The 11,399-nt window shown below is 74.5% G+C and carries 10 protein-coding genes and 2 pseudogenes; 8 read left to right on the top strand and 4 right to left on the bottom strand.

All coding sequences use genetic code 11. From position 1 onward, the window contains the following. From ACWEO5_RS35940 to ACWEO5_RS35910, 7 genes and pseudogenes are all read left to right on the top strand, one after another. Positions 1-191: pseudogene (locus tag ACWEO5_RS35940) on the top strand (cobalamin biosynthesis protein CbiX); the annotation flags it as partial. After that, entirely contained in the window at positions 188-661 is a 474-nt protein-coding gene (locus ACWEO5_RS35935; RefSeq protein WP_452166304.1) for an urease subunit beta, read from the top strand. The pseudogene ACWEO5_RS35940 and the gene ACWEO5_RS35935, both read left to right, overlap by 4 nt. Before the next feature lies 1 nt (position 662). Beyond that, positions 663-2,387: an urease subunit alpha gene (gene ureC, locus ACWEO5_RS35930; RefSeq protein ID WP_452166303.1), complete on the top strand. Its 1,725-nt coding sequence runs from the start codon at positions 663-665 to the stop codon at positions 2,385-2,387. A gap of 3 nt (positions 2,388-2,390) precedes the next feature. Continuing rightward, positions 2,391-3,140 carry an urease accessory protein UreF gene (locus ACWEO5_RS35925; RefSeq protein WP_452166302.1) on the top strand — a complete coding sequence of 250 codons (750 nt, stop codon included), beginning with the start codon at positions 2,391-2,393 and terminating at the stop codon, positions 3,138-3,140. A 44-nt stretch (positions 3,141-3,184) separates the two neighbouring features. Next, the gene (gene ureG, locus ACWEO5_RS35920) at positions 3,185-3,805 is read left to right on the top strand and encodes an urease accessory protein UreG (protein WP_380275388.1); all 621 of its coding nucleotides are present in this window, start codon (positions 3,185-3,187) and stop codon (positions 3,803-3,805) included. 2 nt (positions 3,806-3,807) lie between these two features. Beyond that, positions 3,808-4,746: an urease accessory protein UreD gene (locus tag ACWEO5_RS35915; RefSeq protein ID WP_344559476.1), complete on the top strand. Its 939-nt coding sequence runs from the start codon at positions 3,808-3,810 to the stop codon at positions 4,744-4,746. A 30-nt stretch (positions 4,747-4,776) separates the two neighbouring features. Next, positions 4,777-6,129 (top strand): ammonium transporter, encoded by a 1,353-nt coding sequence (locus ACWEO5_RS35910; RefSeq protein WP_452166301.1) that lies wholly within the window; start codon positions 4,777-4,779, stop codon positions 6,127-6,129. A 54-nt stretch (positions 6,130-6,183) separates the two neighbouring features. On the opposite strand, the gene ACWEO5_RS35905 is transcribed toward ACWEO5_RS35910, so the two are convergent. After that, a complete protein-coding gene (locus ACWEO5_RS35905; RefSeq protein ID WP_452166300.1) occupies positions 6,184-6,471 on the bottom strand; it encodes a hypothetical protein in 288 nt (95 codons plus the stop codon). Between the two features lie 353 nt (positions 6,472-6,824). Here ACWEO5_RS35905 and helR point away from each other — a divergent pair, with 353 nt between their 5' ends. Then, positions 6,825-8,987, top strand: a complete 2,163-nt coding sequence (gene helR / locus ACWEO5_RS35900; protein WP_452166299.1) for an RNA polymerase recycling motor ATPase HelR — start codon at positions 6,825-6,827, stop codon at positions 8,985-8,987. Positions 8,988-9,056: 69 nt separating this feature from the next. On the opposite strand, the gene ACWEO5_RS35895 is transcribed toward helR, so the two are convergent. The 3 genes and pseudogenes from ACWEO5_RS35895 to ACWEO5_RS35885 form a co-directional block, all read right to left on the bottom strand. After that, on the bottom strand, positions 9,057-10,325 hold the full coding sequence (locus tag ACWEO5_RS35895) for an acyl-CoA dehydrogenase family protein (RefSeq protein ID WP_452166298.1): 1,269 nt from the start codon (positions 10,323-10,325) through the stop codon (positions 9,057-9,059). A gap of 20 nt (positions 10,326-10,345) precedes the next feature. Beyond that, complete coding sequence (locus tag ACWEO5_RS35890; RefSeq protein ID WP_452166305.1) at positions 10,346-10,999, bottom strand: acyl-CoA dehydrogenase family protein; 654 nt, start codon at positions 10,997-10,999, stop codon at positions 10,346-10,348. A 144-nt stretch (positions 11,000-11,143) separates the two neighbouring features. Next, a pseudogene (locus ACWEO5_RS35885) lies at positions 11,144-11,281 on the bottom strand (acyl-CoA dehydrogenase family protein); the annotation flags it as partial. Between the last annotated feature and the right edge of the window lie 118 nt (positions 11,282-11,399).

Raw genomic sequence — 11,399 nt, 5'->3', positions numbered from 1 at the left:
GCCGGCTGCGGGAGGGCGGCGGGGACGGCCTGGCGGCCGCGCTCGCCGCCGCCGAGCGGCACGGCCCCGCCCACAGCCACGGCCCCGACGGCGGCCACGGCCACCCGCACCACCCGCACACCCACACCCACTCCCACCTCCAGCAGCACGTCCACCCGTCCCCGCTGACGGCCGCAAGGAGTCACCCGTGAGTTTCGGCAAGTACCTGTACGGCGACGGCGACATCGAGATCAACGCGGGCCGCCGCACCCTGACCGTCGAGGTGGTCAACACCGGCGACCGCGCGGTCCAGGTCGGCTCGCACTACCACTTCTTCGAGGTCAACCCCGCGCTGCGGTTCGACCGCGACAAGACGCTCGGCATGCACCTCAACATCCCGGCCGGCACCTCGGTGCGGATCGAGCCCGGCGGCACCCGCGAGGTCGAGCTGTGCGAGTACGGCGGCACCGGCCGGCTGGTCGGCTTCAGCGGCCTGCTCAACGGCAGCACCGTCTCCCACCCGGCCCGGATCGAGGCGTTCCGCAAGGCGTACGCGGACGGCTTCGAGGGCGCGGAGAACGAGGAGAACGAGGAGAACGAGGAGGAGCCGGGCAAGCAGGCCGGGAAGCAGCCGGCGAAGAAGACCGGCAAGCAGGCCGGGAAGAAGAAGGGTGCCAACTGACATGCCGATCATGACCCGCCAGCAGTACACCGACATGTTCGGCCCCACGGTCGGCGACCGCTTCCAACTCGCCGACACCAACCTGGTCGTGGAGGTCGAGAAGGACTACAGCGAGGGCCTGTACGGCGACGAGGTCGTCTACGGCGGCGGCAAGACCATGCGCGACGGCATGGGCGCCGACCCGCAGGCCACCGCCGCGCAGGGCGCGCTGGACACCGTGATCACCAACGTGGTGGTGATCGACCCGGTGCTCGGCGTCGTCAAGTGCGACATCGGCATCAAGGACGGGTTCATCGCGGGCATCGGCAAGTCCGGCAACCCGCAGACCCAGGACCGCGTGCACCCGGACCTGGTGGTCGGCCCCGGCACCGAGGCGATCTCCGGCGAGCACCTGATCGCCACCGCGGGCGCGATCGACACCCACGTCCACCTGATCTCCCCGCAGCAGGCCCAGCAGGCGCTGACCAACGGCATCACCACGCTGATCGGCGGCGGCACCGGCCCGTCCGACGGCTCCAACGGCACCACCTGCACCCCCGGCCCGTGGAACATCGCCCGCTTCCTGCAGGCCGTCGAGGAGGTGCCGGTCAACGTCGGCATCATGGGCAAGGGCAACGGCAGCCTGCCCGCGGCCCTGGACGAGCAGATCGCGGCCGGCGCCTGTGCGCTGAAGGTGCACGAGGACTGGGGCGCCACCCCCGCGGTGATCGACAACGCGCTGAGCGTGGCCGACCGGCACGACGTGCAGGTGGCGATCCACACCGACAGCCTGAACGAGTCCGGGTTCTTCGAGGACACCCGCTCGGCGATCGACGGCCGCACCATCCACACCTTCCACTCCGAGGGCGCGGGCGGCGGCCACGCCCCCGACATCCTGCGGGTCACCGGCGAGCCCAACGTGCTGCCCTCGTCCACCAACCCGACGCTGCCGTACACCAGGAACTCGGTCGACGAGCTGCTCGACATGGTGATGGTCTGCCACCACCTCAACCCCGACATCCCGGAGGACGTGTCCTTCGCCGATTCCCGGGTGCGGGCCGAGACCATCGCCGCCGAGTCGGTGCTGCACGACCTCGGCGTGATCTCGATCGTCTCCTCCGACTCGCAGGCGATGGGCCGGGTCGGCGAGTCCGTCACCCGCTGCTTCCAGATCGCCCACCACTGCAAGGACAAGCGCGGCCCGCTGGAGGGCGACAGCGCCCGCAACGACAACCAGCGGGTGCTGCGCTACCTGGCCAAGGTCACCATCAACCCGGCGATCGCCACCGGCATCGCGGACCACGTCGGCTCGCTGGAGCCCGGCAAGCTGGCCGACATCGTGCTCTGGCCGATCCACTCCTTCGCGGCCAAGCCCAAGATGATCATCAAGGGCGGGATCATCTCCTGGGCCCAGATGGGCGACCCGAACGCCTCGCTGCCCACCCCGCAACCGGTGCTCTACCGGCCGATGTTCGGCCAGTTCGGCCGGGCCCAGCAGGCCACCCACGTCACCTTCATGTCGCAGGCCGGGATCGCGGCCGGCGTCCCCGAGGCGCTCGGGCTGCAGCGCCGGGTGCTGCCGGTGCGCGGCACCCGGGTGATCGGCAAGCACAACATGGTCCGCAACGACGCGCTGCCGAAGGTCGAGGTCGACCCGGAGACCTTCAAGGTCACCCTGGACGGCGAGGTCGCCACCATCGAACCCGCCCAGTCGCTGCCGCTCAACCAGCTGTACTTCGTGGTGTAGCGGATGTTCCACGGCCCGGACGAGGACCGCCCGCCGCACCCGTCCCCCGAGCAGCGGCCGCCGCTCGGGGAACTGGCCGCCCTGCTGGTCAGCCTGCAACTCGCCGACTCCGCCTTCCCCAGCGGCTTCTACACCCTCTCGCACGGCCTGGAGGGCTACGCCCAGGCGCGCGCCGTCACCCCGGAGACGCTGCCCGCGCTGCTCGCCGACCTGCTCCGGCACGGCGTCGGCCCGTCCGACGCCACCGCCCTGGTGCTGGCCCACCGGGCGGTCACCGCCGGGCGGGCGCAGGACGCGGTGCGGATCGACCGGCGGCTGTACGCGGGCAAGCTGAGCCGCGAGGTGCGGCAGGCCGCCACCCGCACCGGGCGGCAACTGCTCGACCTGGCCGCGGAGGTCTTCGACCGGCCGCCGATCGCCGACTACCTGCGGCTGGTCGAGCAGCGGCGGGCCCCCGGCTGCCAGGCCGTGGCCGCCGGGATCGTGCAGGCCGCCGCCGGGGTGCCGGTCGAACAGGCCGTCACCGCCGACCTGTTCGCGTTCGCCGCCAGCTTCGCGGGCGCCGCGCTGCGGCTGCGGCTGACCGACCACCGCAGGGCCCAGGTGCTGCTGCGCGGCGCCGCCCCCGTCATCGAGGAGGCCGTCCGGGCGGCCCTGGTCCGCCCGGAGGCCGACCTCGGGGCCGGCGCCCCCGCCTCCGACCTGATGTCCGGCCGCCACGAGCGCGCCGAGGCCCGGCTGTTCGCCAGCTGACCGGGCCGAACCCCGACCACCCCGACCGAGAGAAGGAGCACCCAGTGGACGACAAGGTCCTGCGGATCGGCATCGGCGGCCCGGTGGGCTCCGGCAAGACCGCGCTGATCGAGGCGCTGGTGCCGGAGCTGATCGCCCGCGGCCACCGCCCGGCGGTGATCACCAACGACATCTACACCCAGGAGGACGCCCAGCACGTGCGCCGCACCCTGGCCGGGGTCCTGGACCCCGAGCTGGTGGTCGGCGTGGAGACCGGCGCCTGTCCGCACACCGCCGTCCGCGACGACCCGACGATGAACCTGGCCGCCGGGGCCGAACTCCTGGAGCGCTTCCCCGAGGTCGACACCCTGCTGTACGAGTCCGGCGGCGACAACCTCACCCTCACCTTCAGCCCCGTCCTGGCCGACGTGTTCGTGTTCGTGCTGGACACCGCCGAGGGCGAGAAGATGCCCCGCAAGCGCGGCCCCGGCATCACCGAGTCCGACCTGCTCGTCATCAACAAGATCGACATCGCCCGGTACGTGCGCACCGACCTCGCGGTGATGGAGGCCGACGCCCACCGGGTCCGCGAGGGCAAGCCCGTCATCCTCACCAACTCGCTGGAGGGCACCGGCATCGCCGAACTCGCCGCCTTCCTCGGCAGCCGGCGCAAGGCGCTGATCTGACCATGTCCGCCGCCCCGCCCGCCGACCGGCTCGACCCGGCGCACTGGGCCGCCGGCCACCTCCCCGCGGAGGTGGCCGGCTGGGCCGCCCGGCCCGACACCCTTGCTCCCGGCTCACCCGCCAAGGTCGGCGTCCTCGACCTCGCCTTCGCCGTCCGCGGCGGCCGCACCGAACTCGTCGAGCGCTACCAGAAGACCCCGCTGCAGATCATGCGCCCGCTGTGGATCGACCCGGCCCGGCCCGACGCCGCCCACGTCTACCTGATGTCCACCGGCGGCGGCATCGCCCAGGCCGACCGCTACCGGATCGACGTCCGCTGCGGCCCCGGCACCCGCGTCCACCTCACCACCCAGGCCGCCACCAAGGTGTTCCGGATGGAACAGGACTACGCCCGCCAGAGCGTCGAACTGACCGCCGCGGAGGGCGCCTACCTGGAGTACCTGCCCGACCCGCTGATCCCGTTCCGCGACTCCCGCTTCCACCAGCGCACCACCGTCACCGCCGCGCCCGGCTCCACCGTCGTGCTCGGCGAGACCCTCACCGCCGGACGCCTCGCCCGCGGCGAGCGGCACGCCTACCGGGTGCTCGCCACCGACCTGCGGATCGCCCGCCCCGACGGCACCCTGCTCGCCGTCGACGCCCTGCGGCTGGCCCCCGGCGCCGGACGCGGCCCCGCCGTGTTCGCCGGGCGCGACCACCTCGCCACCCTGTTCGCGGTCAGCGACCTGCGCCCCGCCGGCGAGATCGCCGACACCCTGCACCGCGCCCTCGACGGCCGCGGCCTGCTGTACGGCGTCTCCACCCTGCCCGAGGACAGCGGCGCCTGGCTGCGCCTGCTGGAGGACAGCCCCGTCCGCACCGCCGCCGCGCTCGACGCCGCCTGGCGGGCCGTCCGCCTGCTGCTCACCGGCAGGCCCGCACCCGACCTGCGCAAGACCTGACCACCCGTCGCCCCTCCCGGAGGTAACCCCGTGCTCTCCGCGCCCCCGCCGATGCCACCGGCCTACAACGCCGGTGACACGGCCTGGCTGCTGGCCTCCACCGCCATGGTCCTGCTGATGACGCCCGGGCTGGCGTTCTTCTACGGCGGCATGGTCCGGCTCAAGCACGTCCTGATGATGATCAAGATGAGCTTCGCGGCCCTGGCCTTCGGCAGCCTGGTCTGGTGGGCGCTCGGCTACACCCTGGCCTTCGGGCCGGACGCGGGCGGGGCCGGGGTGATCGGGAACCTCGACCGGGCGTTCCTCCGCGGCATCGAGATCAACACGCTCACCGGCGCCATCCCCACCTACATCTTCGCGACCTTCCAGATGGGCTTCGCCGTCGTGACCGTCGCCCTGATCAGCGGCTCGGTCGCCGACCGGGCCCGGATGCGCGGCTGGCTGGTGTTCGTGCCGCTGTGGCTGCTGCTGGTCTACGCGCCCACCGCGCACTGGGTGTTCGACTCCCGGGGCTGGATCCACGACAAGCTGGGCGCGCTCGACTTCGCGGGCGGCCTGCCGGTCGAACTCAGCTCCGGCGCCTCCGGCCTCGCCGTCGCGCTGGCCCTGCGCGGCCCGCGCGGCTGGGCCCGGCGCGAGGAGCGGCCCAACAACATCCCGCTGGTGGTGATCGGCGTCGGACTGCTCTGGTTCGGCTGGTTCGGCTTCAACTCCGGCTCCGCGCTCAGCGACCAGGGCACCGCCGCCGCGGCCTTCCTCAACACCCAGCTCGGCGGGGCCGCCGCCATGGTCACCTGGCCGCTGGTCGAGAAGTGGCGCACCGGCCGGGTCAGCACCACCGGCGTGGTCTCCGCGGGCGTGGCCGGCATGGTCGCCATCACCCCCGCCTGCGGCGAGATCGACCCGCTCGGCGCCGTCGTCACCGGCCTGGTCGCCGGGGCGGTCTGCGCCTGGGCGGTCACCCTCAAGTACCGCTTCGGCGTGGACGACACCCTCGACGTGGTCGGCGTGCACGGCGTCGGCGGCCTCACCGGCCTGCTCATGGTCGGCCTGTTCGCCACCGCCCGGATCAGCGGCACCGAGGGCCTGTTCTACGGCGGCGGCTGGAGCCTGCTGGGCAAGCAGGCGCTCGCCGTCCTCGCGGTCGCCGCGTTCTCCTTCACCCTGACCTGGCTGATCGCCCAGCTGGTCGACGCGGTGGTCGGCTTCCGGGCGGCCGCCGAGTACCAGCACGTCCCCGGCGAGGCGGAGGAGACCGCCTACGACACCCTCACCGCGGCCCGGCTCGGCTCGCTGGTCGACTCCGACGCCGTCCGCAGCGACAGCGAACTCGTCCGGAAGATCACCGCGCTGATCCGGACCCGGCGCGAGGACGGGAACTGACGGGCGGGAACCGACGGGCGGCCGGGCGGCGCCGGGCCGGGCCGGGGGCCGGGCTCAGGACCCGGTCAGCACCAGTCCCAGCCCCGCCCCGAGCAGCACGCAGGCCGCCCCGCCCGCGCACACCGCGGCGAACGGCAGCGCCGGCCGGCCGCCGCCCGGGCCCTGCGCCGCGTACAGCACCGGCCACAGCACCAGGTAGCCGAGCCCGACGCCCGCCCAGCCCCGCGGGCCCAGCCACTCGCCCGGCCCGCGGTGCGCGGCGCCGGAGGCCGCGAGCAGACCGGAGACGGTGAACAGGACCGCGCCGGAGAGCAGCACGCCGAGCCGGGGGGAGAACGTCACCCCCGGATGGTCGCCGCCCCGGGCGACCGCCCGGCCGCACCCCGGTGGCCGGGGCGTGAACAACGGCGCGGGCGGGCGCTGGACAGCGGAGGGCCGGGCGGCGCAGGATGCGCGCGGACGCTCCCGGACGCCCCCCGGAGGACGCTCCCGGACGCACGAAAGGCAGGGAGCGCACGCTCTCCTGCCGTTATCAAACTTATACCGCAAGGGGGGCCTTGCCGCAAGGCCCCCCCGATGCCGCACAATCGCTGGTCTGAACCGGGCAACCCGCGCGAACAGCACAGACGGGGCAGACCGCGAGCAGCACGCGGACGGAGCGCGGCCCACCCGGCAGCGGATCGGAGTCACCACCCATGAACCAGCCGACGACCAGCGCCTTCGACCTGCCCGAGCGGCTCGCCGCCAAGGCGGACCCGGCCCTGATCGCCGCCGACGACCGGCACTTCGCCGAGGTCGCCGCCACCCTGAGCCGGGACACCGCGGAGCTGACCGCCCGCCTGGAGCAGGTGCGCCGCAGCCCCGGCGGGGCCGGGCAGGCCGCGATGGACCGCGACAACGAGGTGCACCAGCTCTCCGCCCGGCTGCGCACCCTCAGCCGCTTCGGCCACGACCTGTGCCTGGGCCGGATCGTCCGCGCCGACGACCCCGAGCCGATCTACATCGGCCGCCTCGGCCTCGCCGACGCCGACGGCCGCCGCCTGCTGGTCGACTGGCGCTCGCCCGCCGCCGAGCCCTTCTTCGCCGCCACCCACGCCAACCCGATGGGCCTGGCCAGCCGCCGCCGCTACCGCTGGCAGCGCGGCCGGGTCGGCGACTACTGGGACGAGGTGTTCACCGCCGACGGCCTGGAGGGCCACGCCGCCCTGGACGACCAGTCCGCGTTCATCGCCAGCCTCGGCAGCTCCCGCTCCGCGCGGATGCGCGACGTGCTGGCCACCATCCAGGCCGACCAGGACGCCATCATCCGGGCCGGCTCGCGCGGCGCCCTGGTCGTCGACGGCGGCCCCGGCACCGGCAAGACCGTGGTCGCCCTGCACCGCACCGCCCACCTGCTGTACTCCGACCCGCGGCTGGGCCACCGCAAGGGCCGGGTGCTGTTCGTCGGCCCGCACCAGCCCTACCTGGCGTACGTCTCCGACGTGCTGCCCAGCCTCGGCGAGGAGGGCGTGCAGACCTGCACGCTGCGCGACCTGCTGCCCGAGGGCGCCGCCGTCGCCCCCGAACCCGACCCCGGGGCGGCCCGGCTGAAGGCCGCCGCCGGGATGGTGCACGCGATCGAGAAGGCCGTCGCCGTCTACGAGGAGCCGCCCGCCGAGGGCCGCAAGCTCTCCACCGAGTGGTACGAGCTGTGGATCGACCCCGAGGACTGGTCCGAGGCGTTCGCCGCCCCCGGCCCCGGCGTCCCGCACAACGAGGCCCGGCAGCAGATCCTCGACGAACTGATCACCATCCTGCTCGACAAGAACGCCGACTCCTTCGACGACGAGGAGGACGGCATCTCGCCCGAGGTGCTCCGCCGCGAACTGCGCCGCGACCCCGAACTGCTCGGCGCGCTGCGCCGCGCCTGGCCGATCCTGGAGCCCACCGACCTGGTCGGCGACCTGTGGACCGTCCCCGCCTACCTGCGGCTGTGCGCGCCCTGGCTGAGCCGCGAGGAGATCCGCACCCTGCAGCGCACCGACCCCGCCGCCTGGACGCTCGCCGACCTGCCGCTGCTGGACGCCGCCCGCCGCCGGCTCGGCGACACCGACGCCGACCGCCGCCAGCGCGCCCACCGGGCCCGGCTGGCCGCCGAGCGCGAACTGATGGACGGCGTCGTCGACCACCTGCTGGAAGCCGACTACGACAGCGAGGGCGCGGTCGCCATGCTGCGCGGCGCCGACCTGCGCGACGCGCTGATCGACCACACCGAGGCCGAACCCGTCGATCCCGACCTGCTGGCCGGGCCGTTCGCGCACATCGTGGTCGACGAGGCGCAGGAACTCACCGACGCCGAGTGGCAGATGCTGATCGCCCGCTGCCCGTCCCGCTCCTTCACCATCGTCGGCGACCGGGCCCAGGCCCGGCACGGCTTCACCGAGTCGTGGACCGAACGCCTGGAGCGGGCCGGCCTGGACCGCGTCACGATGACCTCGCTGACCGTCAACTACCGCACCCCCGAAGAGGTGATGGCCGAGGCCGAGCCGGTGATCCGGGCCGCCCTGCCCGACGCCAACGTGCCCACCTCGATCCGCCGCAGCGGCCTGCCCGTCCACCACGGCGCCCGCGCCGAACGCGACGCGCTGCTGGACGCCTGGCTGGCCGAGCACCCCGAGGGCACCGCCTGCGTGATCGGCGACCCCGGCTACCTCGGCCGCGGCCGGGTCCGCTCGCTCAGCCCCGAACTGGTCAAGGGCCTGGAGTTCGACCTGGTGGTGCTGGTCGACCCGGAGTCCTTCGGCGACGGCATCGAGGGCGCCGTCGACCGGTACGTGGCGATGACCCGGGCCACCGGGCAGCTGGCCGTGCTGCGCTGACCGTCCGCGGTCCGGGGAAGGGGTCCCGCCGGGCGGCGGCGGGGGAGGGCCGCCGCCCGGCGGGACCGGTCAGGCGGCCTCGCCGGAGCGGGGGAGTCCGTCCAGGCCCGCCGGGTCGTGGCCGAGCCCGGTGGGCGCGACCCAGTCGAAGGCGTGGTAGACGGCCGGGCCGAGGCCCAGGTCCTCCGCGACCTGCTCGCGCAGGCGGTTGGAGGTGAAGCCGCCGATCACGTTCATCTGGGCGTCCCGGTAGAGGCGTTCCACCTCGTGGCCCTTGGTGACGCCGCTCGCGCCGTGGATCTGCACGGCCCGGGCCGCGACCTGGACGGCCATCTCGGTCGAATAGACCTTCACCATGGCGATCAGGTCCCGGGCGGAGCGGCCCGCGGCCCGCTCGTACGCCGCCCGGAGGGCCAGCAGCCGGGCCGCGTCGATCTGGGCCCGGGACTCGGCCAACTGCGCCTGGACGCCCTCCATGTGGGCCAGCGGCCGGCCGAAGGACACCCGGGAGCGGGCGTGCCGGACGGAAGCGTCCAGCGCCGCCTCGGCGACGCCGATGGCCGCGAAGGAGTTCTTCAGCCACCCCCAGGCCATCGTCTCGGAGAGCTCCTCGATCGGAACGGGCAGCACGTCGTCCGCCCCGACCCGCGCGCCGCTCAGGACGATGCCGCCCCAGGGCATGCCGCGCAGGCCCATGTGCGGGATCTCGTAGCGCTCGACGCCCGCCTGGTGCAGGTCGACGAAGGCCAGGCACCAGTCGGGGCCGTCGTCGCCCGGCGCCTTCTCCCGCCGGGAGAGGACGACGGCCAGGTCCGCGGTGGGGGCGTTGGTGATCCGGGACTTCTCACCGGTGATCAGGAACCCGTCGCCGTCCGGGCCGGCCGGGCGCACGGTGGTGCGGAAGGTGCCGGAGTCGCTGCCCGCGGTCGCCTCGACGACGGCGAAGCAGGCCAGCCGCTCGCCGCTCAGCAGCGGGCCGATCAGCCGGGCGTGCCGGACCGGGTCGCCGTAGGTGGCGATCAGTTTGACGCACAGCAGGGTCGAGACGGTGGCCGACCAGTAGGTGCCCGGGCAGGCGCGGGCCAGCGCCTCCATGGCCAGGGTCTGGGTGAGCGGGTCGGCTCCGCTGCCGCCGATCTCCCGGGAGTGGAAGAGCCTCAGGTAGCCGCTGTCGCGGATGTCCTGCCAGTTCTGCTCCGGTATCAGGCCGGTCGCGTCGGTCTCGGCGGCCCGTTCGGCGATGCCGGAGAAGTCGAAGGCGGACGGGTCGGTGGCGGACGGGTCGGTGGCGGCCGGAACCCGGTCCGCGGCCGTGGTGGTGTCGGAGGTGAGCGTCATGGCGGTGTCGTCCTTCCCTCTCAGCCGAGTTCCAGCAGGGCCGCCGCGATCACCGGGCGCAGCACCTCGGGGCCGCCGCCGGTGCCGGCGAAGAACAGCGCGTCGCGGTGCGCCCGTTCGACCAGGTGGTCGCCGGTGAAGGCGGCCGCGCCGGACAGGCCGGCCGCTCCCTCGGTGACCAGCCGGGCCGCCTCGACGACGAACAGGCGCGCGGCCGCGGCGTCCTGGAGGGAGGGCCGGGAGCCCTCGTCGAACTGCGCGGCCGCCCGCCGGAGCAGCCCGGCGGCCAGCTCGCAGCGGGAGACCAGGTCGGCCAGGGTGAAGCGGACGGACTGGGCGTGGACCAGCGGGCGGCCGAAGAGCAGCTGCTCGCGGGAGTCCGCGACGGCGTCCCGGGTGAGGGCGCGCATCAGGCCGAGCCAGGGGGCACTGGTGAAGACCCAGTCCAGGGCGGCGAGCAGCGGCTCCACCTCGTCGGCGGCGCCGCCGGGGGTGCCGAGCACGGCCTCCTCCGGCACCTCGCAGCCGTCCAGGACCAGCCGGCCCCACGGGCAGGTGCGCATCGCCGCCGGGCCGGCCTCCTCGACCAGCAGGCCGGCCCGGTCGCGGTCGACCAGGAACGCGGTGCGGCCGCCGTCCCGGTGCGCGGCGACGACCAGGAAGTGGTGGGCCACGGGGGCGCCCGCCACCAGGTCGGCCGCGCCGTCCAGCACCCAGCCGCGCGAGCCCGGGCCGGCGGGCCGGGCGAGGACGGTGGGGGCGAGCGCGGCGCCCTGGGTCTGGCGCAGCGAGACGGCGCCGAGCCACTCGCCGGACGCGGCCCGCGGCAGGTAGCGCTCCCGCTGCCCGGCGGTGCCGAACGCCCTGATCGGGACGGTGGACAGCACCGCGTGGGTGGTGACGGCGAGCGAGAAGCCCGGATCCTGGGAGCCCTCGCCCAGGCCCTCCAGCAGGGCGAAGGTCTCGGCGGCCGGTCCGCCGCCACGCTACCGGGATGGAGGAGTCCCGGAACTGCGCAATGCCGCCGATCCCGACGCGCGGGTGAACACCCACGCGGGGAGGGGGTCGGCCTGC

The sequence above is a fragment of the Kitasatospora sp. NPDC004272 genome, from assembly GCF_053603035.1.
This window is presented reverse-complemented; position numbering and strand designations above follow the sequence as displayed.